The organism is Pseudarthrobacter sp. YAF2, from assembly GCF_052113345.1.
Classification (GTDB): Bacteria; Actinomycetota; Actinomycetes; order Actinomycetales; family Micrococcaceae; genus Arthrobacter.
Map to the genome: position 1 here is coordinate 261,580 of NZ_JBFRDA010000002.1, position 23,355 is coordinate 284,934.

A 23,355-nucleotide genomic window follows, 5' to 3' on the forward strand; every position below is an offset into this window, starting at 1 on the left:
CCGCTAATCGAACAAACCCACATTGCAAAGGAGTACCCACCGTGAAATCTCGCCTACTGGGAGGCATTGCAGCACTGGTGCTGGCAATCATAGGAACTGCCCTGTTGGTCGTCTATGTCCAGGGCGCCGATGCTAGAGCTGCGCAGGGGCTCAACCCCGTGAAAGTTCTCGTCGTCAAGGAGGCCATCCCTGCCGGCACCAAGGTTGAAGACTTGGGCGGCAAGGTTAAGGTCGAAGAGCTTCCGCAGTCTGCCGTACCGGCAGCTGCACTCGAAAGCCTGGATGGCCAGGCGGGACGTGTTACCGCCTCCGCCCTGCAAACCGGCGAACAGCTGCTTGCAGCAAAGCTGGTGGACCCGAAGGAACTGGTACCGGGCACCGTGCCGGTGCCGGATGGCCTGCAGGAGGTTACTTTCCTCCTGGCCCCGGAGCGGATTTTGGGAGGCCGACTGGAAGCTGGAGACGTGGTCACTGTCTACAGCTCATTCAAGAGTGACGACAACATGCCCGCCGATGCCAACGTCCCAGCCGAAGTGAAGGGCTGGAAGCAGTCCACCGGGCTGCTGTTCCACGACGTGCTGGTCACTGCCGTCCAAAAAGCCGCACCCGATGACAGCAAGAACTCGTCCAACTCCTCTGGTGATTCAACGGTGGCCATGCCGAATGGTTCGGCCTTCGTAACGGTGGCCAGGAGCGACGCCGACGCCGCAAAGATGGTCTTCGGGGCAGAGTACGGCACGCTGTGGCTCTCGAAGCAGACCGACAAGAGCACCAAGACGCAGCCTCCCGTGACGACCTTTGGCGGACTGTACCGGTGAGCCGCTTCGTAGCCATAACCGGGGTGCGGGACTTCGAGTCCCGTGTGCGGGAGGCGGTATCGACTGCCCTCCACGGGGACCTGGAAACACTCAGCCCGGCCATTCTGTCGGGCGGACCGGAGGACGTATTCCGGCAGCTCACAGGGGCACCGCCTGAAGTTCTCATCCTGGGGCCGGGCGTCAGCGAAGAAGACGCGCTGAAACTGGCCACCGTCTTTGACCTCCAGTATCCGGAGATCAGCCTGCTTCTGGTTGCGGAGCCCTCCCCTGAGCTGGTGCTCCGTGCCATGCACTCAGGTATCCGGGACGTGTTAAAACCAGATATCGAGGTGAACGACCTGCGGGTGCTGCTCGAACGGGCCTGCCTGGCATCTGCCAGCCGGCGGCGGGGAATGTCGTTGCCCACGGACCCGGGGCAGGAACGGGGCCGGGTCATCGCCGTCATGTCGCCGAAGGGCGGAGTTGGCAAGACGACAGTCGCCACCAACCTCGCGGTGGGATTGGGCAAAGTAGCGCCGATGAGCGTCGTCCTTGTCGATCTGGACCTCCAGTTCGGAGATGTTGCATCCGGTTTGTTGCTCGAGCCGGAGCACTCGATCACCGATGCCGTTCATGGGATTGCCTCCCAGGACTCCATGGTTCTCAAGGCATTCCTGACCGTGCACCCCGCCGGAATTTACGCGCTCTGCGCTCCCCGGACTCCAGCCGAAGCCGATTACATCACCGGCGAGCACGTGGGCCGGCTGCTCGAGCAACTGGCCAGTGAATTCAAATATGTCGTGGTGGATACCGCGCCGGGCCTGGGCGAGCACGTACTCGCCACGTTGGAACAGGCCACCGACGGGGTGTGGGTCTGCGGGATGGACGTTCCAAGTGTCCGTGGGTTGCGAAAGTGCTTTGGAGTACTGAAGGAACTGCAACTGATGCCCCAGGGACGGCACACCATCCTTAACTTCGCGGATCGCAAAAGCGGACTGTCCGTCCAGGATGTGGAAGCCACCGTTGGCGTCCCTGTTGACGCTGTTATCCCGCGGTCCCGGACGCTCCCGTTTTCAACGAACCGCGGCATACCGGTCCTCCAAGCGACCACCAGGGATGCCGCGGCCAAAGGGCTGAAGAAGCTCGTAGATCGGTTTGATCCCGAGTGGGTATCCTCCCCACGCACCAAGCTGCACCGAAGGGTGGTTGTGTCATGAAACTCTCAGATAGGCTCGCTGGCTCTCAAGGCAATTCCGACGGGCCAAACGCCACACCGCCCAACGGCCGTACGCTGTCTGAAATGTCGAAGACAGGCACCCAACCTGAGAGCACATCCTTTCCCCCGGCTGGCGCCCCGGTTCCAGGTTCGCCGCTGGGTGGCAACCTCACAGCACCGCCTATCGATGCGCTTGCCGGGCTCAAACAAAGGGCTGCCCTGGCACTTTTTGATCGTCTCGGCACGCGCTTCGGGGACACGTCGTCGTCGGACGAGGAATTGCGGACCATAGCCGTCGATGAACTCTCGGCAGTCATCGACGACGAACAGGTGCCACTTTCGCCCGAAGAACGCCGCAGGCTCATTCGCGAAATTGCAGACGAAGTGATGGGGTACGGTCCCCTGCAGAAGCTGCTCGAAGACCCGTCCGTGACGGAAATTATGGTCAACAAGTACGACCAGATCTACATCGAGCGCGGCGGCCACTTGAGCCTGACCGGATCGCAGTTCAGCTCAGACGACCACCTCCGAAAAGTGATAGAGCGCATCGTTTCCAGGGTGGGCCGGCGCATCGACGAATCGTCGCCGCTGGTCGACGCCCGGCTTGAGGACGGTTCCCGCGTCAACGCGATCATTCCTCCGCTGGCGGTCAACGGGCCTTCGCTGACCATCAGGAAGTTCAGCCACGTACCCCTCACAGTCCGGAACCTCATCGACTGGGGCTCCTTGACCCCGGAGATGGCTGAATTGCTCAGCGCATGTGTCCAAGCCAGGTTGAACATCATAGTGTCCGGTGGAACGGGTACAGGCAAAACTACCCTGCTCAATGTGCTGTCGTCCTTCATCCCCGAAGACGACCGAATCGTCACCATTGAGGACGCGGTGGAACTGCAGTTGCAGCAGGAGCACGTTGTTCGCCTGGAAAGCCGCCCTCCGAATATCGAGGGAAAAGGTGCTGTTGGAATCCGGGAACTTGTACGTAACTCCCTTCGCATGCGTCCCGACCGCATCATCGTAGGCGAGGTCCGGGGCGGCGAGTCACTGGACATGCTGCAGGCCATGAACACAGGCCACGACGGATCGCTCTCCACGGTCCACGCAAATTCTCCCCGGGACGCAATCGCCCGTTTGGAGACTCTTGTGCTGATGGCCGGCATGGATCTGCCCCTGAGGGCTATCCGCGAACAGGTTTCGTCGGCAGTCGACCTCATCATCCAGGTCACTCGCCTGCGCGATGGCAGCCGCAGGGTCACGCACGTCACGGAAGTCCAAGGAATGGAAGGTGACATCGTCACCCTTCAGGACGCGTTCCTCTTCGACTACTCAGCCGGAGTTGACCAGCACGGGAGATTCCTGGGCAAACCAATCCCTACGGGCATTCGCCCCAGGTTCCTTGACCGGTTCTCAGAGCTCGGCATTGGTGTCTCACCAGCAGTATTCGGGGCTGCAGTTCCGGCCGGCAGGAGGTAGGCCGATGGACTCGCCCTTGGTTTTCGCCGGTGCCATCACTCTGTGCTTCGGCGCCCTGCTAGTCCTGGTGATAGTTGTTCTCAGGCCTCGATACGCCGCTATTCCAATCCAACGCCGGAGGCCAGACGGGCAGCCGGACCCGTCCACGCTGTCAAGATTTTCGGAATCAGCGGCCGACGCGATGGGTGGCCTGATAGGGAAATCAGGCGGCCCCTACAGCCGCGAGCTTCTGTACAACGCCGGCGTGAAAATGACGCCTGCAGAATTCAGCGCCTTCGTGGCCGCGGCCACCGTAGCTGTTGGCCTGCTGTCCAGCCTCGCCACTAACCTGGGATTCGGAATCCTACTGGCACTGGCGACGCCGTTCGTGGCCAGGTTGGTGCTCACAGTTCGAAGGGACAAGCGCCGGAGTAAGTTCGATGCGCAACTGATAGGCACCATTCAAATGCTGATCGGCGGGTTGCGTGCCGGCCACAGCGTGATGCGGGCGATCGAAGCCGCAGCGAACGAGTCGGAGGCGCCCACATCAGAGGAACTGACCAGGATCGTCAACGAGACGCGAATCGGCAAGGATGCCCGGGAGGCAATCGATGACTCCGCCAACCGGATGGACAGCGAAGACTTCCGGTGGATTGGGCAGGCTATCCAGATCAATCGCGAAGTCGGCGGAGACCTTGCGGAGGTCCTGGACCAAGTCGCTGGAACGATACGTGAGCGTAGCGAAATAAAAGGCCACGTGCGGTCACTCAGCGCGGAAGGAAAGATGTCCGCTTACATCCTCATGGCGTTGCCCGTTGGGGTCGCATTCTTCGTCGGAATGGTCAACCCGGGCTACCTGGACGTCTTTGTCCAGAAACCGATCGGCTGGTTCCTGCTGGGCCTCAGTGCACTGATGTTCATCATCGGCGGCTTCTGGATGAGCCGCATTGTCAAGATCAAGTTCTAAGGATCGAACATGACTCCAATCGCTTGGTTGATTATCGCCACGGTTATCCTTCCCCTCACCTATTTCGTGTGGTCATGGGCCACCCTGGACCGCAAAGGGGCCCTCGCCATCCGGGGAAACCTTGCTCGCGGCTTCACCGTTGGAGGTCGCGAAGCCGGGCAGCAGGCTCCGCTTCTCCTGGGAATATCAAAACGACTTACGCCGGGCACTTACGAGGCCAAACTGGATCACTGGCTTTCATTGGCCGGACGCCCGGCGTCCATGCCGCTCGATAAGTTGATCGTCTCTAAACCGTTGCTATCCCTTGCAGGTGCGCTCGCAGGGATCGTCGTACTATCCAACTCGTTTACTTCAATGAACATTGCGGTGGCGATTTTCATGACCGTCTTCTTCTATTTTGTCCCGGACCTGCTGGTCTACAACAAGGCGATTAAGCGGCAGGAAGAGATCGAGCTGGAACTGCCCAACACCCTGGACCAAATGCTGATCTCTGTGGAAGCTGGGCTTGGCTTCGAATCGGCAATGGCCCGGGTAGGCTCCTATGGCGGAGGACCGCTGGCCCAGGAACTCGTGCGCACCTTGCAGGATATCCAAGTTGGCCGACCCCGGCACGAAGCCTACGAAGCAATGTCGGCAAGGACTTCAGTGCCGGACTTGAAGGGCTTCGTCAGGGCCGTCGTGCAGGCTGATAAATATGGAATCGGCATCGCCAAAGTCCTCCGTGCACAAGCCAAAGATGCTCGCGTAAAACGGCGCCAACGTGCAGAAGAAAAAGCGATGAAGCTCCCGGTAAAGGTCCTGTTTCCCCTGATCTTCTTCATCTTTCCGGTGCTGTTCATCGTTCTGCTGGGACCCGCCGCCATCAACATTATCGAAGCCTTTAGCCGTGTTTGAAAGAACCATATAACGCGCCTACAGACGCCATTAGACCGGACCCCCTCGGCACCCAGAACCGAGGGGGTCCTTTTTTGTGTTTCGGTGTCCCTGCTTCCCCACCGGCAAACCAGTAATAGCCAAGCAAAAGCGCAGGACGCAGCCAAAAGGTAAAGGCTTTGCGCAGGATGTTGCAAGATCCGGTCAGGACGGCAAGTCCCGTTGCTAACTTCGATTCAGTGCTGGTGCAGGGCCAGCCAATCCGTCTCGCTCAGGAGTCAAAATGCTTTCTCTTTACACGAATCTCTCTGTCCGCCTTCGCAGTGAAAAGGGCGCGACCGCTGTCGAATACGGCATCATGGTCGCGCTTATCGCCGTTGTGATTATCGCTGCCGTTACGATGCTGGGCGGGACACTGAGCACCATGTTTGATCAGGTGAAGTGCCAGGTCGGCGGCGGCCATTGGACGGCTGTCGCCCAGACCGCTACAACGGCCGCAGGCGGGACCTGCGCTCCGTAATCAGTCCAACACAACGTGACAATGGCGGCGGTAAAACCGTCGCCATTGTGTCTTTTTCATCACCGGCGTACTTGCGAAAGGCACTTTCATGTTTCGTGAATCCGAACGCGGCGCAGCTGCTGTGGAGTTCGCGATAGTGGTGCCGGTCCTCGTGTCGCTATTGCTGGGCATCATGGAATTCAGCCGCGCCTACAACGCCCAGGCCTCGCTTTCAGCAGCGGCTCGCGAGGCCGTCCGTGTCATGGCAATGGCCGATCGAACGGCTACGGCCCAAGCAGCTGCAAAGATCAATGCCACAACGGCAGCCAAAAACACGGCTGTTTCATTGCAGCCCGGCTTGCAGGACAGCGCTGTTCAATTTGGCACACCATGCCCATCAACGATCGCCACCGGGACAAGCCCGCAAACCACGGTGACGATCACCTACAGCCTGTCGACGCTAACGGGGATTGCCGGGCCGTTCACCATGACCGCCAAAGGAGCGATGCTGTGCGGCGGCTGATTCGGCGGAATCCCATGGACAGGCCCGAACACGGAGCTGTCAGCGTAATCGTCGCCATCATACTCGTCGTGCTCCTCGGCTTCGCGGCCATGGCGGTAGATGTCAGCATGATGTACTCGGAACGCACCCAACTGCGGAACGGGGCAGATGCAGCCGCTCTAGCGATTGCCCAAAGCTGTGCCAAAAGTTCCAGTGATGCCAACTGCTCGACTTCCGCGCCCTTGGCGTCCAATCTCGCCAACTCGAACGCCAACGACGGCATCAGCAACATCAAATCCATAGTCTTCGGATCGCCAAGCGGTCCGGTGACAGTGACCGTTGGTGCCCAAGAATCGGGCCACGCACCCAACCAGGTTTCGTTATTCTTCGCCAGGATTCTTGGGATAACTACGGCTGAAGTCAATGCCAGCTCGAAAGCGGCATGGGGGACGCCATCCAAGGGCCCGGCCATCCTTCCCCTCGCCATTGCGTACTGCAAGCTGGACATCCCCACTGGCGGAACGACCGGAAATGTGCAGGTGCTCGATCAGTCGACGCCGGCGTGCAATAACAAGCTTCCCGGCGGGTTCGGCTGGATCACAACCACGGGGACAAAGTGCTCAGTCACAATGACAGCGGGCCAATCGAACGATTCCGGCATTTGGTTCGACAGTGACCCAGGTGCAAGCCCCCCCACCATCTGCACCACTACCGATTTCGACCAGATCAAAGACCAGACCGTACTCCTGCCACTGTTTGATGTGGCGACAGGCACTGGTACCGCTGTCAAGTATTACGTGAAGGGTTTTGCCGCCTTCCACGTAACCGGCTATCACTTTTCGAATTTCAACTGGTCCACCGGCGGCAACATCCAAAACAAGACGATCCGTGGCTACTTCGTAAAGTTTGTTTCTCTCGCCCAAGCCTTTGAACTCGGCAACGTCCCGAACTACGGGGCTTCAATCGTCCGCCTCACCCCATAGCCAATAGCAAGACCCAGGAGCAGTCAGTGAAGTCACGCATGTTGGCCGGTGTATCAGCAGTAGCGCTGGCCATCGTCGGAGCGGTCCTCATCGTCACCTACGCCCAAGGTGCGGACCAGCGCGCCATGAAGGACATGGACCCTACCGGGGTACTCGTGGTGACCAAGGCCGTACCGGCCGGCTCCTCCCTCGACATCGTGCAGGCGTCGGTTGCCGTTCAGCAGGTTCCGGCAACGGCCGTTTCAAAGTCTGCTCTCAAAAACCTGGACGACTCAGCCGGCAAGGTCGCCGCTGTAGACCTCGTCCCGGGCGAACAACTCCTCGCTGAGCGGCTGGTCGCCCCACAGGACGCCAAATCCAGCGGTGCCGTCAAAGTGCCCACCGGCATGCAGGAGGTCACCTTCGAACTCGAAGCGAAGCGCGTTGTGGGCGGCAGGATTGAAGCAGGCGATCACATCGGCATCGGATTCAGCTTTGGCGGCGGAGCGGACAAAACAAAGCCGGGAGAAGCAACCACCCAGCTCACCCTCCGCAAGGTCCTGGTCACCGCCGTCCAGCGGGCAGCACAGGCAACACCAAGCGCGAAACCCACGGACGGCACCAATCCCCAGGACACAACGCTTCCGCAGGGATCATTCATGGTCACCGTTGCCGTGAGCGACATCGACGCGACCAAGATCATCTACTCCTCAAACAATGGCGATCTCTGGCTCACCAAGGAACCCCTCGACGCGCAGGACAACGGCGGCTTCATCGCCAGGAAGGACACGGTGTACAAGTGAGCCGCTTCGTCCTCCTCTCCCCCAACGGCGACTTCGACCAGAAGCTGCGTGCCGCAGTCGCCAACGGCCTGCGCGGCTCCGTCCAGACACTCTCAAGCGAGGTCCTCCCCGCCGGCCCTGCGGAGCTGTTCGCCCTCCTCAACCAGGAGCAGCCGGAGGTCCTGATCGTCGGCCCGGACGTCCCCTACGAAGAAGCACTCCGGTTCGCCAAGGTCTTCGACGTGCAGCTGCCCGGCCTCAGCCTGGTCCTGGTCAGCGACGTCGACCCCGCGGGATTGCTGCACGCCATGCGCGCCGGTATCCGGGACATCCTCAGTCCGCAGGCGGACGCGGCCGAAATCAGAGTGCTGCTCGAGCGGGCCTGCCAATCATTTGCCACCCGGCACCGCGGCCCCGAGGCGCAGCAGCCCGGAAACGGCAAAGGCCTGGTCATCGGCGTCTTCTCCCCCAAGGGCGGCGTCGGCAAAACCACCCTGGCCACCAACATCGCCATCGGCCTGGGCCACATCGCGCCCATGAGCGTGGTCATCGTGGACCTTGACCTGCAGTTCGGCGACGTCGCCTCCGGCCTCTACCTCAACCCCGAACACACCGTCACGGACGCCGTCACCCCCGCCGCCGCCCAGGACTCCCTGGTCCTCAAGGCGTTCCTCACCGTCCACCCGGCCGGCATCTACGCCCTGTGCGCCCCGCCCAACCCGGTGGACGCGGACCACATCACCCCGGACCAGGTCGGTCACCTGCTGGAACAGCTCGCCCAGGAATTCCAGTACGTGGTCATCGACACCGCCCCCGGCATGCCGGAAATCGGCCTCGCCGCCATGGAACAATGCACGGACGTTGTCTGGGTCAGCGCCATGGACATCCCCAGCCTGCGCGGCCTGCGCTCCGGCCTGGAGGTGCTCCGCCAACTGGAGATCATGCCCGAATCCCGGCACGTGGTCCTTAACATGGCCGACGCCAAGGCAGGCCTGAACGTCCGGGACGTCGAATCCACCATCGGCGCCCCGGTGGACGTCAGCGTCCCCCGTTCCCGCGCCGTGGCGCTGTCCACCAACCGCGGCATCCCCGTCCTCCAGGACTCCAAGAAGGACCCGGCCGTCAAAAGCCTCCGCCAGCTGGTCCAGCGCTTCAACCCGGCTTGGCGGACCCAGGCGCAGCGGAAGCTTCACCGAAGGGTGGTTATCTGATGAAACTCTCAGAACGCATCAACGCGGTCCAGAGCCGCAACGAGGCATCTACCCATGCACCGGGTACCGGCACCGCCCTTCTTGACGCGCCGCGTCCGGCGCCCGTGCCACTGCCGTCCCCGGTGGAAAGCCCGGACAGGATCCTTCCGGCGCGTACCGCCGTCGCGCATCCAACGCACGACGACGCCGCTCAACAGGTGCCCCCCGCACCCAGGATAGACGTCTTCGCAGCCATGAAGGACAGGGCGGCAACCGCCCTGTTCGAACGCATGGGAGCGCGCTTCAACGATGCCGCCGTCACCGAGCAGGAACTCCGGAGTACCGCTAAAAAGGAACTCACCCGCATCATCGACGCCGAGCAGGTGCCGTTGACGCCGGAAGAACGCACCCGCCTGGTCCAGGATGTTGCCGACGACGTGCTGGGCTACGGCCCCCTCCAGCGCCTGCTGGACGACCCCGCCGTCACGGAAATCATGGTCAACCGGATGGACCAGATCTACGTCGAACGCAAAGGCAAACTGACCCTCTCCGAGTCCCGCTTCAGCTCCGAGGAACACCTGCGCAAGGTCATCGAACGCATCGTGTCCAAAGTGGGCCGCCGCATCGACGAATCCTCCCCTCTGGTGGATGCCCGCCTGGAGGACGGCTCCCGTGTCAACGCCGTCATTCCGCCGTTGGCGGTGGGCGGTTCCTCACTGACTATCCGGAAGTTCTCCAAGACCCCATTGACAGTCCGCAACCTCATTGACTTTGGCACCCTGACTCCGGAAATGGCCGAACTGCTGAACGCATGCGTCAAGGCCAAACTGAACATCATAGTTTCCGGTGGTACAGGCACGGGCAAAACCACCCTCCTCAACGTGCTGTCCTCCTTCCTCCCGCAGGACGAACGCATTGTCACCATCGAGGATGCCGTGGAACTGCAGATCCAGCAGGACCACGTGGTGAGGCTGGAAAGCCGTCCGCCCAACACGGAAGGCAAGGGCGAGGTGACCATCCGTGAGCTCCTCCGGAACTCCCTCCGTATGCGTCCGGACCGGATCGTGGTGGGCGAGGTCCGCGGCGGCGAATCACTGGACATGTTGCAGGCCATGAACACCGGCCACGACGGCTCCCTGTCGACGGTGCACTCCAACTCCCCCCGCGACGCCGTGGCCCGCCTCGAAACCCTGGTCCTGATGGCCGGCATGGACCTGCCGCTGCGGGCCATCCGTGAACAGATCGCCTCCGCGGTGAACCTGATCGTCCAAATCTCCCGGCTCCGCGACGGCTCCCGCCGCATCACCCACGTCACGGAGGTCCAGGGGATGGAAGGCGACATAGTCACCCTCCAGGACGCCTTCGTCTTCGACTACTCCGCCGGCGTTGACGCGCACGGCCGATTCCTGGGCAAGCCGGTCGCCACCGGCATCCGGCCCCGGTTCATCGACAGGTTTGAGGACCTTGGCATCCACGTGTCCCCGGCAGTCTTTGCCGGACCGCTCACCCCGGGCGCGAAGTAGGGCCGCCGCCATGGTCATCGGCATCGGCATCGGAGCCATCATCCTCCTGGCATCCATCTGCCTGCTCGGCGTGGCCGTCCTCCTGCCAAGCGCCCCCACGGTGCCGCTGGACCGCCGTCGTCCCTTCGAACCCGAGCCGCCGTCCTCCTTGACGCGCCTGGCCCTCTCAGGGGTCAAGTCCTTCGAACGTCTGCTCGCTGGCCGGAACGTCAAGCTCTTCTCCCGTGCGGAGCTGGAGAACGCGGGGCTGCGCCTCAGCCAAGCGGAGTTCTTCCTGCTGGTGGGAATCGGCGCCTGCGTGGGCATGCTCGTTGGCATTGTTACCGTCGGACCCCTAATGGGGCTGCTCCTTGCCCTGATGGCACCGTTCGTCGGCAAGATCGTCCTCGGGTTCCTGGCCTGCAAGCGCCGTGCCGCTTTCGACAGCCAGCTCGGCGATACCCTGCAACTGCTCTCCGGCGGCCTGCGGGCCGGTCACAGCATCCTGCGCGCCATTGACGCCGCAGCCACTGAGTCACAGAAACCGACGTCGGAAGAGATGCGGCGAGTGATCACCGAGACCAGCCTGGGCCGCGACCTGCTGGCCGCCCTCAATGACACTGCGCAACGGATGAAGAACGAGGACTTCGTATGGATCTCGCAGGCCATCCAGATCAACCGGGAGGTGGGTGGCAACCTCGCTGAGGTGCTGGACCAGGTGGGCGAGACCATCCGCGAACGGGCGGAAATCAAGGGCCACATCAAGGCATTGGCAGCGGAGGGAAAGTTTTCCGCCTACATCCTCATCGCCATGCCGTTCGGCATCGTGGCCATGCTGCTGGCCGTCAGCCCCAACTATATGAATGCGATGTTCACCCACCCGCTGGGCTGGGTGATGATCGGTGCCTCCTTTGTCCTGATGACCATCGGCGCGCTGTGGATGCGCAAGATCATCGACCTGAAGTTCTGAGGACACCATGAACCTGATCATCTTGCTCTCAGTCCTGTTGGTCTGCCTGCCCCTGGCGGCATTGGCCTGGTCCGTCCTGACCGTTGACAAGCAGGGCCGGATCGCCGCCGCCGAACTGCTCTCGCGCGGGGCGCCGCCCGTTACCGCCGCACCCACCGGGGCGGCACCGGGACTTCTCGAAGCGTTGGGCAGGCGCCTGACTCCCCCGGCCTACGTCGCCTTCCTTGACCGCCTGCTGTCACTTGCCGGCCGGCCCGCTTCCATGCCGCTGGGCAAGGTGCTGGGGTCCAAGCTCGGCCTTGGCCTGGCAGGCGCGGCCGTTGGCCTCTATCTGACCTCCATCGGCAGCTCACCGATTATGAAACTGGCGGGACTCTTCGTCCTCTTCCTCGGCTACTTCATCCCGGACCTCCTGCTGTACAGCAAGGGCCAGGAACGGCAGAAGGCCATGCAGCTGGAACTGGCCAACACCCTGGACCAGATGCTCATTTCGGTGGAAGCGGGGCTGGGCTTCGAAGGCGCCATGGCACGGGCCGGCGAGAACGGCAAAGGCCCGCTGGCCGAGGAACTGGTCCGCACCCTGCAGGACATGCAGGTGGGGCGCAGCCGCCGGGAGTCCTACATTGCCCTGGCCGAGAGGACCAGCATTCCTGAACTGCGCAGCTTCGTGCAGGCCGTGGTGCAGGCCGACACCTACGGCATCGCCATCAGCCGGGTACTGCGTGTCCAGGCCAAGGTAATGCGCGTCAAGCGGCGCCAGCGGGCCGAGGAGAAAGCCATGAAACTACCGGTTATGATCCTTTTCCCGCTGTTGTTCTTTATTTTTCCGGTCCTCTTTATTGCCATTTTGGGACCGGCGGTTATCAATGCCATCGCCACCTTTACCGGCCAGTAGGGTAGCTCAGCGTGGCGGCAAGGTTGCCTCAAGGTTTACACAGAATCATCCTAAATAGGTCACCGAAGGATTTCCAGGAAGTAGCCTTGAACAATGCACAACCCCGATCCCGGTTCCGGCGGAAACAGCCCCGCTGCGGACTTCCCGCTGGCCGGGGTCGAGCCGCCATCCATTCCGGCCGCCGGTGCGGCCCATTCACTGAAGGCGGCCGCTCTCTTGCCCTTGATTGATGCAACCGTGCTGGATGAACTCGACGACGAACTCGCAGGGTCCGGACTGGCCCGGCAATTCGCCCGGGACTACGCCGCCATGTGGGACACGCGCCTGGCCCGGCTGGGAACAGCGGTGGACAGCGAGGACGAGGCCTCAGCCTTGGACGCGGTGATCAGCCTCAAAATCAGTTCCGCCATGGTGGGCGGTATCCGGCTGGCCAAGCTTGCCGAAGTCCTCGAAGCCCTGATCCGGGACGGCGATTTCGTTCAGGGGCAGGCGATGATGGCCGGCGTCGCCCAGGATGGAGCGCAGACTGTGTCCGAGCTGCAGTCAACCTTCATCCTGGAACAGAACTAGCCGATCGGTCACGCGTCTTCGGAGCGCCGCGGCGCCAGCCGGTAACCCACCCCGCGGACTGTCTGCAGCCAGCGCGGCGAGATCTGGTCCTCCTTGAGCTTGCGCCGCAGGTTTCCTACATGGACTTCGACGGCGCGCTCGTCAGCTTCGCTGATGTACGTGTCGTGGTCGTAGAACTCACCCCGGACAGCCCGCACCAGGTCAGCCCTGGTGCATACGGCGCCTCCGCCTTTCAGCAGCACATGGAGCAGGTCGAATTCGCTGCGCGTGAGGCCCAACGGCTCACCTTTGATTTCCACCGTGCGCGTCCGGTGGTTCAACCGGAGCCCGTTGTGCTGCAGGACTCCCGGCTCGGGCTGGCCGGCGGGAGGAGCCGGGACGTGTCCCCAAGCCGTGGGCGATGGCCCGAACCCATCCGCCTCCGGGCGGGGCCTCCGCATCATGGCCGCCACCCGGGCGCGGAGCTCCCTTGGCCTGAACGGCTTGGCGATGTAGTCATCCGCCCCCGCGTTCAACGCCGACAATAGGTCCGGCTCCTCGGTACGGCCTGTCAGCATCACCACATAGGCATTGCTGAAAGTCCGGATCCGCCGCAGGACCTCGAACCCGTCAATGTCCGGGAGCCCGATATCGAGCGTCACAACGTTGGCCTGCTTGCTGCGGACCACCTCAACCCCGGACCGCCCATCATCAGCTGTATGCACTTCGAAACCCGCCTGGGTCAAAACACCTTCAAGGAGGTTCCGTACATCGGCGTCATCTTCGATGACCACAGCTACACCAAGATCGTCCATTGCTATCCCTGCGCCAGGCGGAAATGGCCCCCCATTGGCCCAGCGCCAATGCCATACCCGCTCCAACCATTTATACGCTACTAGTAAGCCCGGCTGATGACATCAACAAACCGTCCTAAAAATTGAAAAGTCAATTATTATGACAGGACGTGTGCATTATGGGCGGGAATGGGTACGTGCCGAAGTAGCAGGACCAATTGAATGGGCCCCCGGGCCACCGTGCTTTCCCAATGTAAAGGGGTACAAGTCACAAACATGGCTGAGCCGTTGTTCCACCGGGGACCGGGACGCATCTTCCGCCGGTTGGGAACCCGCGTGCAAGTGGCGTTATGCCAGCTTCCCATCACGCTCATTGTGGCCATCATTGCGTTGGCCACCCCGTACGCCTGGCCCTCGCTCACGCACAGCCCCATGTACCAGGCAGGGATTGCTTTGCACGGAATCCTGTTCCTTGCCTGTTTCCTGATCCCTTGGGAGCGGCTGGCGCACCGGGCCTACCTGTTGATCCCCGTGCTGGACTTCGCAGCCATTGGCTTACTGCGCAACGGCGCAGCGCCGCTGTTGCCGGGCCTGGCAGTACTTGTTGTCTTCCCGGTCATCTGGCTTTCCGCGTCCGGCATGCTGTCCCGGAGCAGTTTGGTCCTGAGTTTTATGGGCCCTTTCTTGATCATGGTTCCTCCGACGGCCGCCCACTTGCCCGCCATCATGGCCTCGGACCTCACCACCGTGGTCCTCTTCCCCCTCATGATGCTCGCCGTTTCCCTGGCCATCCGCTTCGCAAGCGTGAACCTGCGGCTGCAGCAGCGTGAACTCGCCGAGAAGGACCGGGAACTCCGTGAGCTGCTAAGCGAAAGCCGGGAACGGGAGAAACTGCTCGAAACCGTCCTGGACGCCACCGACGTCGGGATTGCCGCCGTCGACCGCTCAGGCCACTTCCTGGTTTCCAACAGCCGCCAACGCAACTTCCGCCGGGTCACGGGCGCCGACGAAGAAGTCCCCGGCCAAGGGCACCAGCTTATTTATGGCCAGGACCGGCGCACCCTGCTGCCCCCGGACCGGCGGCCCATCAGCCGGGCGATGGCCGGGGAGTCATTCGCCGACTATCTGGTCTGGGCGGGAGAGGGCCTGGAGCAGCGGGCCGTGTCCACTGCCGCACGTCCGCTTCTCAGCGAGGATGGCCGCCTCACCGGGGCCGTGGTGGTGTACAGCGATGTGACCGGGTGGGTGGAGTCCCTGGCCGCGAACCAGGACCTGGTCTCCAACGTGTCGCATGAATTCAAGAACCCGCTCAACTCAATCCTCGGCAACGTGGACCTGGTTCTTGACGACGTCGCCGACCTCCCCCCGCACGTGGCCAAGCGGCTGTTGGTGGTGCAGCGCAATGCCGAGCGGATGCTCGACCTCGTGGCGGACCTGTCGGCCTCGGCGTCCACTGCGTTGAACGTCCACCCGAAACGGACCGACCTCGCCAGCCTGGTGGAGACCAGCCTCAGCTCCGCCCAGGCATCGGCGCAGCGGTCCCGCGTGGAGATCGCCACCGACGTCCCGTCGCCGCTCTGGGCCTACGCCGATCCCCTCCGGATCGGGCAGGTGCTGGACAACCTGGTGTCCAACGCGATCAAGTACTCGCCCGACGGCGGCAAGGTCAGCATCAGCGCGGAAACAGACAAGCAATGGGTCAGGCTCAGCGTCAAAGACACCGGAATGGGGATGTCAGCGGAAGACGCTGCCAGGGTGTTCAACAGGTTCTTTCGCGCCGACTCCGCACAAAGGGCAGCGATCCCGGGGGCGGGGCTGGGCTTGTCCATCACCCGGATGATCGTCGAGCGGCATGGCGGTTCCATCGCGTGCGAGAGCGGTGAAGGCCAAGGCAGCATTTTCACGGTGACGCTGCCGGCGGAGGGCCCGCCGCCCTCGTTCTAGTACTCACGCAGGGCCCGCGTCTGTTCGGCCCGGGCCAGCAGGTCGTCGTCCGACGGGTAGGCCACTTCCTCCAGCACCAGGGGGTGCGGAGCGGCCAGGACGGACTTGGCGTCCCGTTTCTGCAGGAGCAGCCGCTCGTGCAGCCATCCCGGTTCCACAACGCCTTCACCCACATACAGCGCCGAGCCCACCAGGGCCCGGACCATGTTGTGGCAGAACGCATCGGCCTGCACGGTGGCCACGATGACGCCGTCGTCTCCACGGGTGAACTCGAAGCGCTGAAGCTCCCTGATGGTGGTGGCACCTTCGCGCGGCTTACAGAACGACAGGAAGTTTTGCAGGCCCAGCAACTGCGATGCACCCTGGTTGAGCAGGTCCACGTCCAGCGGATTCTTGTGCCACAGCGTGAAGTACCGTGCGAGCGGGTCCCAGAGGGCCGGTCCGTCCGCGATCCGGTAGCTATAGCGGCGCCAGAGGGCCGAGAAGCGGGCGTCGAAGCCCACCGGGGCCAGGGCGATGTCATGGACTTCGACGGCGCCGTGAAGGTCGCCAAGGGCACGGTTCAGCGCGCCACGGAGCCGGCGCAGCATGGCGACGGCGGGATCGAGTTCGTGACCGCGCGGCAGTGCCAGCCATTCAGATTCGGTGAGGTCCAGGTGGACCACCTGGCCGCGGGCGTGCACGCCGGCGTCGGTGCGTCCGGCAACGGTGACACGGACCGCGCGGCGCACCACGAGCGCGATCGCTTCCTCGAGGACGCCTTGGACGGTCCGCCGGCCGGGCTGCAGGGCCCACCCGCTGAAGGGGCCGCCGTCGTACGAAAGATCAAGCCGGAGACGCAAAAACCCGCCGCCCCCTAAGACGGGGGCCGCGGGTTTTTGGTGGTTCACAGACCTAAGTCTATGCGAAGCAGGTCAGCGAATTACTTCGCGTCCTTCTCCTCGGCAGCCGGAGCGTCGGCAGCTTCCTCAGCGGCCGGAGCCTCTTCGGTTGCGGCTTCTTCGGCAGCAGGTGCTTCTTCGGTCACAGCAGCTTCCTCAGCGGCCGGAGCCTCTTCGGCAGCCGGAGCAGCAGCGGCAGCTTCCTTCTTGTCGGCGTCGCGCTTGGCGGCCGAGGTAGCCTCGGCTACGACAGCCTGCTTGGCGGAAACCGGCTCCAGGACCAACTCGATGACAGCCATGGGAGCGTTGTCGCCCTTGCGGTTGCCGATCTTGGTGATGCGGGTGTAGCCGCCATCGCGGTTCTCCACTGCCTGGGCGATGTCGGTGAACAGCTCGTGGACGACGCCCTTGTTGCTGATCAGGCCGAGCACGCGGCGGCGGGAAGCGAGGTCGCCACGCTTGGCGAAGGTCACCAGGCGCTCTGCGTACGGCTTCAGGCGCTTGGCCTTGGTCACCGTGGTGGTGATCCGCTTGTGCTCGAACAGGGATGCTGCCAGGTTCGCGAGCATGAGGCGCTCGTGAGCCGGGCCGCCTCCGAGGCGCGGACCCTTAGTGGGGGTAGGCATAATTGTTTCTCCTCATGTGGAAGCCGTTGGGCGGCACACCGTGGTGCTGCCCGCCGGCCAAGGTCTGGTTTAGAGTTCGTCGTCGCCGAAGGCGGCGTCGTCCTCTTCGATTGCTGCGGCGCGTGCTGCGAGGTCAAAACCGGGAGGCGAGTCCTTGAGGGACAGGCCCAGTTCAACCAGCTTTGCCTTGACCTCGTCAATGGACTTCGCACCGAAGTTGCGGATGTCCATCAGGTCAGCCTCGGAGCGGGCAACGAGTTCACCCACGGTGTGGATGCCCTCACGCTTGAGGCAGTTGTAGGAACGGACGGTGAGGTCCAGATCCTCGATCGGCAGTGCCATGTCGGCTGCCAGGGCAGCGTCGGTGGGCGACGGGCCGATCTCGATACCTTCAGCTGCGGTGTTCAGCTCACGGGCCAGACCGAACAGTTCCACCAGGGTGGTGCCTGCGGAAGCAACGGCATCGCGCGGGGCGATGGCCTGCTTGGTCTCGACGTCGACAATCAGCTTGTCGAAGTCGGTGCGCTGCTCAACACGGGTTGCTTCCACGCGGAAAGTAACCTTCAGGACCGGCGAGTAGATGGAGTCGACCGGGATACGGCCGATCTCTGCATCGCCGGACTTGTTCTGAGCTGCCGAAACGTAGCCGCGGCCGCGCTCGATGGTCAGTTCGAGTTCGAACTTGCCCTTCGAGTTCAGCGTGGCGATGTGCAGATCCGGGTTGTGGAATTCGACGCCGGCCGGCGGAGCGATGTCCGCGGCGGTGACGACTCCGGGGCCCTGCTTGCGCAGGTAAGCCACGACGGGCTCGTCGTGCTCGGAGGAAACCGACAGGCTCTTGATGTTAAGGATGATCTCGGTGACATCTTCCTTGACACCCGGAACCGTGGTGAACTCGTGCAGCACACCATCGATCCGGATGCTGGTTACGGCAGCACCGGGGATGGAGGAGAGCAGGGTACGGCGGAGGGAGTTTCCGAGGGTGTAGCCGAAGCCCGGTTCCAGCGGTTCGATGATGAAACGCGAACGGTTTTCGGAGACTACCTCTTCGGAGAGGGTGGGGCGCTGTGCAATGAGCACTTAGGTTTCCTTTCGGCGAGCATCCGCTATATGACGCAACACAGGTGGTGGAAATTCGGTCTGAAGACTTAACGCGCTGGGCTTGCCCGGGCCATCACTGGTCCGGGCAAGCTCCTGCTGCGGAAAAGAATTAGACGCGGCGGCGCTTCGGCGGGCGGCAGCCGTTGTGCGCTGCGGGGGTGACGTCCTGGATGGAGCCAACCTCGAGGCCTGCGGCCTGCAGCGAACGGATTGCGGTTTCGCGTCCGGAACCCGGTCCCTTGACGAAAACGTCTACCTTGCGCATGCCGTGCTCCTGCGCACGCTTGGCAGCGGCCTCGGCAGCCATCTGGGCAGCGAACGGGGTGGACTTGCGCGAGCCCTTGAAGCCAACCTCACCAGAGGAAGCCCAGGAGATAACAGCACCGGAGGGATCCGTGATGGAAACGATGGTGTTGTTAAAGGTGCTCTTGATGTGCGCCTGGCCAAGCGCGATATTCTTCTTGTCCTTCTTACGCGGCTTGCGAACCGCGCCACGAGTCTTCGGGGGCATTTTTTCTCCTACAGAAAGTTATTGGGGAAAGTCCGTAAATCCCGAGCGGGGATTTTAACGGGCCTTCTTCTTGCCGGCGACGGTACGCTTCGGGCCCTTGCGGGTACGTGCGTTGGTCTTCGTACGCTGACCGCGTACGGGCAGGCCCTTGCGGTGGCGCAGGCCTTCGTAGCTGCCGATTTCAACCTTGCGGCGGATATCTGCTGCTACTTCGCGGCGAAGGTCACCCTCAACCTTGTAGTTGCCTTCAATGTAGTCACGCAGCTCAACCAGCTGGGCGTCAGTCAGGTCCTTGACGCGAACGTCAGCGCTGATGCCAGTGGCAGCCAGGGTTTCGTGTGCACGGGTCTTGCCCACGCCGTAGATGTAAGTAAGCGCAATTTCCAGCCGCTTTTCGCGGGGAATGTCTACGCCAGCGAGACGAGCCATAGTGGCAGTACTCCTTGATAAACCGGAGGTCGTAGGCAGTACACCCGCACGTTCCGTACGGCCCCAGCCTCCGACCGGGGGTTAGCTGTCCGGACTCTTTCGAGCTCAATGTTCCAGATCAGCTTGTGCTGCCTTTATTTACTTGCGTGGGTTAGCAACCCAGGAATTCCCCGTGAAGGGAATTTAGCCCTGGCGCTGCTTGTGGCGCGGGTTCTCGCAGATCACCATGACCCGGCCATTACGGCGGATCACTTTGCACTTTTCGCAGATCTGCTTGACGCTCGGCTTGACCTTCATGGCGTTCCTTTGCGTGTAACAGTTGGTCAACTGGAGCGGCGTTCAGCTCGCACTGAGGCCGCCCAGCAATTTACTTGTAGCGGTAGACGATACGACCACGGGTGAGGTCGTACGGGCTCAGCTCCACCACTACGCGGTCCTCTGGGAGAATCCTGATGTAGTGCTGACGCATCTTTCCAGAGATGTGTGCCAGTACGATGTGCTTGTTGGTGAGCTCAACGCGAAACATCGCGTTAGGCAGCGCCTCAGTCACAACGCCTTCGATCTCAATGACCCCGTCCTTCTTGGCCATACCCTCCGCTAACTGTTGTTGCCGCAGTCCCGCCGGATTGCACCGGGCATGACCACGAACGTTTTTGTTGGATCGATTGTCGGATCCAGGCCCCAAAAGGGCGTGGCAGTCCAGACAACCAACAAACAACACTACCCTGTTGGCCGGTAAAAGTTAAATCGGCCATAGTAGCCTACGCAGTGGGGTACGCACCATATTCGCCGGCCGGAGTGCTCACCGCACCAGCCGCGGCCACGCCGTCCAGGATGGCCAAACGGACGACGTCGGCTGCCGCGCTTTGGAGCGTTATGAGACTGACCTGCCGGGCAGCGTCGTCCGAACGGTCAAGTGCCACGGCACCGGTTGCCAGGCAGAAAACGGTGTCCCCGTCGGCCAGGGTATGGCTCGGGTTCAACGCCCGGGCGATCCCGGCGTGCGAGGCCGAGGCAGTCCGCTTGCACTCGGCAACATCCAGTACGGCGTTGGTGGCGACGACGACGAGGGTGGTGTTTAGGGGTGGTGCTTCCGAAGCGCGCGCCCGATCGCCTCCTGCTTCCGGCTCGCCCTCCGGGCGAGCGTCCGAATCCCTCTGCGTGCTCGCTCCTTCGTCGCTTAGACGCACGCTGCCGGGTTCCGTCCACTCGCCCGATGTGCCCCATCCCCAAGGCAGTCCCAGCGCATTGACTACCGCCAGCGCCGCGACCACCACCGGTCCGTTTTTTGAGATGTTGTCCAGCGTGATCGAGGCGGTGCCGATTCCGCCTTTGAACTGTCCCCTGCCGATTGCTGCTCCAGTGCCGGCGCCGACGTTGCCTCGTTCGACGTCGTGCCCTTCCTGTTGTGCCGCTGCGGCCGCTGCGGCCGCGTAGCCCATGTCCGGCGTCGGACGTGCGGAGAAGTCGCCACCCCTGCCAAGGTCGAAGATGGCGGCCGCGGGAACAATGGGCACCACTCCCCCGGGCACGGCAAAACCGCGGCCATTCTCCTCGCACCAGGCCTGGGCACCGGCGGCCGAAGCCAGCCCGTACGCACTGCCGCCTGTCAACACCACCGCATCAACGGTGCTGACCAGGGTGGTGGGGTCGAGCGCGTCCGTTTCGTGGGTGGCCGGCCCGCCGCCCTGTACGTCCACCGACCCCACGGTGCCCGGCGGGGGCAGGACGACGGTGACGCCGGTCAGCCAGCCGTCACCGGTCCGCTGGTGGTGGCCTACCCGGATGCCCGGGACGTCTGCAATGGTTCCCATGTCCCCTATTCTCCACTTCGCGGGCAACCCCCTGCCGCAAGCCCAAACTTTGTGCGAGACTGCATCCAACACAGCGTTAACGGGCGACGAAGCCTTGGATAACAGTCCTTCGAGAAGGGCAGATGCGGGCTTCAGCCCACTGACGGTCTGGTGTAGTTAGTCCCTAGATTCAGCCAGTGCCCGCCACAAGCAGGCTCCCAACCCGGGAGAGACACGCATGACCCGTCAACTCGCCCCGCGTCCGTCCACCAAGCCCAAGCGGCCGCCAGGACCGACAGCGAAAATTCCGCACCGGCGGTGGACCGCAAGGAACCGCCGGGATTTCTTTGTTTTCCTTGCAATGGCGCTGCCCAACCTGGTGCTGATCGCCGTATTCACCTACCGTCCGCTTATCAGCAACATGTACTACTCCACGCTGGACTGGACGCTGGGCTCCCCCACCGCCACCGTGGTGGGCCTCGCCAACTACGTCACCTTCTTCAGCAGCAATGATGCCCCCAAAGTCCTGGGGACAACCGCAGTGTTCACCGTGGTGACCGTGGGCGGATCCATGCTGCTGGGCCTGTTGGTGGCGGTGGCTTTGAACGGGACGGTCCGTGGCACAACGTTTGCCCGGTCCGCCGTGTTTGCCCCTTACGTGCTCTCCGGTGTGGGCGTCGGCCTCGTCTGGCTGTTCATTTTCGACCCCGGCTATGGCGTCCTTGCCTGGCTGCTGCGGGGCATCGGCCAACAGAGCCCGCAATGGATCAACGATCCCCAGCTGTCGCTGGTCATGGTGATCCTGGTGTACGTCTGGAAGAACCTGGGCTATTGCGCAGTGGTGTACCTCGCCGGGCTCCAGTCCCTTCCGAAGGACGTCATGGAGGCGGCTTCCCTCGACGGCGCGAACGGATTCCGGCGATTCCTCAGCATCTCGCTGCCACTGCTGTCCCCCACCACATTCTTCCTCCTCATCACCACCATGTTGAGTTCGCTGCAGGCCTTCGACCTCATCCGGATCATGACGCCGCTGGGCGCCGGCACCAGCACCCTTATCTACGAGGCCTACCTCCAGGCGTTCGGCGCCTACAACCGGGCCGGATACTCGGCAGCCATTTCTGTAGTGCTGTTTGCGATCCTCCTGGTGATCACCGTGCTGCAGCTCCGCTTCGTGGAACGAAAGGTGCACTACTCGTGACATCACTATCACCGGTCAACCCGGATCCGGCCGCCCCGGCGGTTGCGTCGCCGGATCCCGAACTTAGCCCTGACCGTCCCTTCTCACGCCGAAACCTCGTTCAGACCGTTGTTGGCGGATACCTGCCGCTGCTCGTGGCCACGCTGGTGGTGTTCCTGCCCCTGCTCTGGATGGTCCTCAGCTCCTTCAAGTCGTCCGGCGAGATTGTCACCACGGACCTGAAGATCCTCCCGGAGAGCCTGAACCTGGAGAACTACCGGACCGCCATGACCACGGTCCCGTTCGGACAGTTCTTCCTGAACAGCACCATCGTCACCCTGGCCGGGGCCACCATCAAGGTACTGCTGGCGATCCTGACGGCGTACGCCCTGGTCTTTGTCCGCTTCCCGTTCCGGAACTTCATCTTCCTGTTGATCCTGGTGGCGCTCATGGTGCCGCCGCAGGTGTCCATCCTGCCCAACTTCATCCTGATCGCCGGGATCGGCGGAAAGAACACCCTGTGGGGCATCATCCTGCCGGGCCTCGGCACCGCATTCGGCACATTCCTGCTGCGCCAGCACTTCCGGACCCTGCCCGCCTCCATCCTGGAATCAGCGGAGATGGACGGCGCCGGGCATTGGCGCCGTCTGTGGCAGATCGTGGTTCCGGTCTCGGTCCCGTCGATCGCCACGGTGGCGCTGGTGACCATCGTGACCGAATGGAACGACTACATCTGGCCGCTGATTATCACGGACCGGCCAGAGACCATGACGCTCCCCGTGGGCCTTACCCTGCTGCAAAACAATGAGAGCAACGCGGCCGGCTGGGGCGTGCTCATGGCCGGCGCGGTCCTGGTCATCGTGCCCATCCTGATCATCTTCGCGGCCCTGCAGCGCTACATCGTGGCGGGCCTCACCCAAGGCAGCGTGACCGGCTAAGCTGCCGG

At 62.7% G+C, this 23,355-nt stretch carries 26 protein-coding genes; 17 read left to right on the forward strand and 9 right to left on the reverse strand.

Translation table 11 applies throughout. From position 1 onward, the window contains the following. Positions 1-41 precede the first annotated feature (41 nt). The 14 genes from cpaB (AB4Y79_RS03135) (at position 42) to AB4Y79_RS03200 (ending at position 13,174) form a co-directional block, all read left to right on the forward strand. Entirely contained in the window at positions 42-818 is a 777-nt protein-coding gene (cpaB, locus tag AB4Y79_RS03135; protein ID WP_441858680.1) for a Flp pilus assembly protein CpaB, read from the forward strand. Continuing rightward, complete coding sequence (locus AB4Y79_RS03140; RefSeq protein ID WP_441858682.1) at positions 815-2,014, forward strand: AAA family ATPase; 1,200 nt, start codon at positions 815-817, stop codon at positions 2,012-2,014. Before cpaB (AB4Y79_RS03135) ends, AB4Y79_RS03140 begins: the two co-directional genes overlap by 4 nt. Beyond that, positions 2,011-3,483, forward strand: coding sequence for a CpaF family protein (locus tag AB4Y79_RS03145; RefSeq protein ID WP_441858684.1), 1,473 nt, complete (start codon positions 2,011-2,013; stop codon positions 3,481-3,483). The genes AB4Y79_RS03140 and AB4Y79_RS03145 overlap by 4 nt, the downstream gene beginning before the upstream one ends. A 250-nt stretch (positions 3,484-3,733) precedes the next feature. Then, complete coding sequence (locus AB4Y79_RS03150) at positions 3,734-4,429, forward strand: type II secretion system F family protein (RefSeq protein ID WP_441858686.1); 696 nt, start codon at positions 3,734-3,736, stop codon at positions 4,427-4,429. A 9-nt stretch (positions 4,430-4,438) separates the two neighbouring features. Next, on the forward strand, positions 4,439-5,323 hold the full coding sequence (locus AB4Y79_RS03155) for a type II secretion system F family protein (RefSeq protein ID WP_441858688.1): 885 nt from the start codon (positions 4,439-4,441) through the stop codon (positions 5,321-5,323). Between the two features lie 262 nt (positions 5,324-5,585). Next, a complete protein-coding gene (locus AB4Y79_RS03160; protein WP_441858690.1) occupies positions 5,586-5,822 on the forward strand; it encodes a Flp family type IVb pilin in 237 nt (78 codons plus the stop codon). 88 nt (positions 5,823-5,910) lie between these two features. After that, on the forward strand, positions 5,911-6,324 hold the full coding sequence (locus AB4Y79_RS03165) for a TadE/TadG family type IV pilus assembly protein (RefSeq protein ID WP_441858692.1): 414 nt from the start codon (positions 5,911-5,913) through the stop codon (positions 6,322-6,324). A gap of 14 nt (positions 6,325-6,338) precedes the next feature. Continuing rightward, positions 6,339-7,286 (forward strand): pilus assembly protein TadG-related protein, encoded by a 948-nt coding sequence (locus tag AB4Y79_RS03170; protein ID WP_441858694.1) that lies wholly within the window; start codon positions 6,339-6,341, stop codon positions 7,284-7,286. Between the two features lie 26 nt (positions 7,287-7,312). Next, complete coding sequence (gene cpaB / locus AB4Y79_RS03175) at positions 7,313-8,068, forward strand: Flp pilus assembly protein CpaB (protein ID WP_441858696.1); 756 nt, start codon at positions 7,313-7,315, stop codon at positions 8,066-8,068. After that, positions 8,065-9,258: an AAA family ATPase gene (locus tag AB4Y79_RS03180; protein ID WP_441858698.1), complete on the forward strand. Its 1,194-nt coding sequence runs from the start codon at positions 8,065-8,067 to the stop codon at positions 9,256-9,258. Before cpaB (AB4Y79_RS03175) ends, AB4Y79_RS03180 begins: the two co-directional genes overlap by 4 nt. Further along, complete coding sequence (locus AB4Y79_RS03185; protein ID WP_441858700.1) at positions 9,258-10,760, forward strand: CpaF family protein; 1,503 nt, start codon at positions 9,258-9,260, stop codon at positions 10,758-10,760. Before AB4Y79_RS03180 ends, AB4Y79_RS03185 begins: the two co-directional genes overlap by 1 nt. A 10-nt stretch (positions 10,761-10,770) precedes the next feature. Further along, complete coding sequence (locus tag AB4Y79_RS03190) at positions 10,771-11,709, forward strand: type II secretion system F family protein (protein ID WP_441858702.1); 939 nt, start codon at positions 10,771-10,773, stop codon at positions 11,707-11,709. Between the two features lie 7 nt (positions 11,710-11,716). Next, positions 11,717-12,604 carry a type II secretion system F family protein gene (locus tag AB4Y79_RS03195; RefSeq protein WP_441858704.1) on the forward strand — a complete coding sequence of 296 codons (888 nt, stop codon included), beginning with the start codon at positions 11,717-11,719 and terminating at the stop codon, positions 12,602-12,604. 93 nt (positions 12,605-12,697) lie between these two features. Continuing rightward, entirely contained in the window at positions 12,698-13,174 is a 477-nt protein-coding gene (locus AB4Y79_RS03200; RefSeq protein ID WP_441858706.1) for an Hpt domain-containing protein, read from the forward strand. 8 nt (positions 13,175-13,182) lie between these two features. Here the strand turns inward: AB4Y79_RS03200 and AB4Y79_RS03205 are convergent, their stop codons facing one another. Then, positions 13,183-13,968, reverse strand: a complete 786-nt coding sequence (locus AB4Y79_RS03205) for a response regulator transcription factor (protein ID WP_441858708.1) — start codon at positions 13,966-13,968, stop codon at positions 13,183-13,185. 255 nt (positions 13,969-14,223) lie between these two features. Here AB4Y79_RS03205 and AB4Y79_RS03210 point away from each other — a divergent pair, with 255 nt between their 5' ends. Then, the gene (locus tag AB4Y79_RS03210) at positions 14,224-15,891 is read left to right on the forward strand and encodes a sensor histidine kinase (protein ID WP_441858710.1); all 1,668 of its coding nucleotides are present in this window, start codon (positions 14,224-14,226) and stop codon (positions 15,889-15,891) included. Here AB4Y79_RS03210 and AB4Y79_RS03215 read toward each other — a convergent pair. The 8 genes from AB4Y79_RS03215 to AB4Y79_RS03250 all read right to left on the reverse strand — a co-directional run bounded on the left by AB4Y79_RS03215 (position 15,888) and on the right by AB4Y79_RS03250 (position 21,253). After that, positions 15,888-16,781 (reverse strand): tRNA pseudouridine synthase A, encoded by an 894-nt coding sequence (locus AB4Y79_RS03215; RefSeq protein WP_441858712.1) that lies wholly within the window; start codon positions 16,779-16,781, stop codon positions 15,888-15,890. The two genes, AB4Y79_RS03210 and AB4Y79_RS03215, sit on opposite strands and share 4 nt — an antisense overlap. 32 nt (positions 16,782-16,813) lie before the next feature. Next, on the reverse strand, positions 16,814-17,398 hold the full coding sequence (gene rplQ / locus AB4Y79_RS03220; RefSeq protein WP_441858714.1) for a 50S ribosomal protein L17: 585 nt from the start codon (positions 17,396-17,398) through the stop codon (positions 16,814-16,816). A gap of 69 nt (positions 17,399-17,467) precedes the next feature. Continuing rightward, a complete protein-coding gene (locus tag AB4Y79_RS03225) occupies positions 17,468-18,478 on the reverse strand; it encodes a DNA-directed RNA polymerase subunit alpha (protein ID WP_013601812.1) in 1,011 nt (336 codons plus the stop codon). Between the two features lie 130 nt (positions 18,479-18,608). Next, complete coding sequence (gene rpsK, locus AB4Y79_RS03230; RefSeq protein ID WP_018760435.1) at positions 18,609-19,010, reverse strand: 30S ribosomal protein S11; 402 nt, start codon at positions 19,008-19,010, stop codon at positions 18,609-18,611. 54 nt (positions 19,011-19,064) lie between these two features. Next, positions 19,065-19,439, reverse strand: a complete 375-nt coding sequence (rpsM, locus tag AB4Y79_RS03235) for a 30S ribosomal protein S13 (protein WP_003803743.1) — start codon at positions 19,437-19,439, stop codon at positions 19,065-19,067. Positions 19,440-19,622: 183 nt separating this feature from the next. Further along, entirely contained in the window at positions 19,623-19,736 is a 114-nt protein-coding gene (gene rpmJ, locus AB4Y79_RS03240; RefSeq protein ID WP_009358722.1) for a 50S ribosomal protein L36, read from the reverse strand. A 70-nt stretch (positions 19,737-19,806) separates the two neighbouring features. Next, entirely contained in the window at positions 19,807-20,028 is a 222-nt protein-coding gene (gene infA / locus AB4Y79_RS03245) for a translation initiation factor IF-1 (RefSeq protein ID WP_009358723.1), read from the reverse strand. 172 nt (positions 20,029-20,200) lie between these two features. Further along, positions 20,201-21,253 (reverse strand): P1 family peptidase, encoded by a 1,053-nt coding sequence (locus AB4Y79_RS03250; RefSeq protein ID WP_441858719.1) that lies wholly within the window; start codon positions 21,251-21,253, stop codon positions 20,201-20,203. Positions 21,254-21,470: 217 nt separating this feature from the next. On the opposite strand from AB4Y79_RS03250, the gene AB4Y79_RS03255 reads away from it, so the two are divergent. Both AB4Y79_RS03255 and AB4Y79_RS03260 read left to right on the forward strand, forming a co-directional pair. Next, positions 21,471-22,430, forward strand: coding sequence for a carbohydrate ABC transporter permease (locus tag AB4Y79_RS03255; RefSeq protein WP_441858721.1), 960 nt, complete (start codon positions 21,471-21,473; stop codon positions 22,428-22,430). Continuing rightward, entirely contained in the window at positions 22,427-23,347 is a 921-nt protein-coding gene (locus AB4Y79_RS03260) for a carbohydrate ABC transporter permease (protein ID WP_308930288.1), read from the forward strand. The genes AB4Y79_RS03255 and AB4Y79_RS03260 overlap by 4 nt, the downstream gene beginning before the upstream one ends. Positions 23,348-23,355 lie beyond the last annotated feature (8 nt).

Bases quoted from the DNA above. Each gene is read 5' to 3' on its own strand.
- infA (WP_009358723.1), bottom strand. From the start codon at position 20,028: ATGGCCAAGAAGGACGGGGTCATTGAGATCGAAGGCGTTGTGACTGAG.
- AB4Y79_RS03160 (WP_441858690.1), top strand. From the start codon at position 5,586: ATGCTTTCTCTTTACACGAATCTCTCTGTCCGCCTTCGCAGTGAAAAG.
- AB4Y79_RS03190 (WP_441858702.1), top strand. From the start codon at position 10,771: ATGGTCATCGGCATCGGCATCGGAGCCATCATCCTCCTGGCATCCATC.
- AB4Y79_RS03145 (WP_441858684.1), top strand. From the start codon at position 2,011: ATGAAACTCTCAGATAGGCTCGCTGGCTCTCAAGGCAATTCCGACGGG.
- rpsM (WP_003803743.1), bottom strand. From the start codon at position 19,439: ATGGCTCGTCTCGCTGGCGTAGACATTCCCCGCGAAAAGCGGCTGGAA.
- rpmJ (WP_009358722.1), bottom strand. From the start codon at position 19,736: ATGAAGGTCAAGCCGAGCGTCAAGCAGATCTGCGAAAAGTGCAAAGTG.
- rpsK (WP_018760435.1), bottom strand. From the start codon at position 19,010: ATGCCCCCGAAGACTCGTGGCGCGGTTCGCAAGCCGCGTAAGAAGGAC.
- AB4Y79_RS03255 (WP_441858721.1), top strand. From the start codon at position 21,471: ATGACCCGTCAACTCGCCCCGCGTCCGTCCACCAAGCCCAAGCGGCCG.
- AB4Y79_RS03165 (WP_441858692.1), top strand. From the start codon at position 5,911: ATGTTTCGTGAATCCGAACGCGGCGCAGCTGCTGTGGAGTTCGCGATA.
- AB4Y79_RS03200 (WP_441858706.1), top strand. From the start codon at position 12,698: ATGCACAACCCCGATCCCGGTTCCGGCGGAAACAGCCCCGCTGCGGAC.
- AB4Y79_RS03155 (WP_441858688.1), top strand. From the start codon at position 4,439: ATGACTCCAATCGCTTGGTTGATTATCGCCACGGTTATCCTTCCCCTC.
- AB4Y79_RS03170 (WP_441858694.1), top strand. From the start codon at position 6,339: ATGGACAGGCCCGAACACGGAGCTGTCAGCGTAATCGTCGCCATCATA.
- AB4Y79_RS03205 (WP_441858708.1), bottom strand. From the start codon at position 13,968: ATGGACGATCTTGGTGTAGCTGTGGTCATCGAAGATGACGCCGATGTA.
- AB4Y79_RS03150 (WP_441858686.1), top strand. From the start codon at position 3,734: ATGACGCCTGCAGAATTCAGCGCCTTCGTGGCCGCGGCCACCGTAGCT.
- AB4Y79_RS03195 (WP_441858704.1), top strand. From the start codon at position 11,717: ATGAACCTGATCATCTTGCTCTCAGTCCTGTTGGTCTGCCTGCCCCTG.
- AB4Y79_RS03210 (WP_441858710.1), top strand. From the start codon at position 14,224: ATGGCTGAGCCGTTGTTCCACCGGGGACCGGGACGCATCTTCCGCCGG.
- rplQ (WP_441858714.1), bottom strand. From the start codon at position 17,398: ATGCCTACCCCCACTAAGGGTCCGCGCCTCGGAGGCGGCCCGGCTCAC.
- AB4Y79_RS03250 (WP_441858719.1), bottom strand. From the start codon at position 21,253: ATGGGAACCATTGCAGACGTCCCGGGCATCCGGGTAGGCCACCACCAG.
- AB4Y79_RS03185 (WP_441858700.1), top strand. From the start codon at position 9,258: ATGAAACTCTCAGAACGCATCAACGCGGTCCAGAGCCGCAACGAGGCA.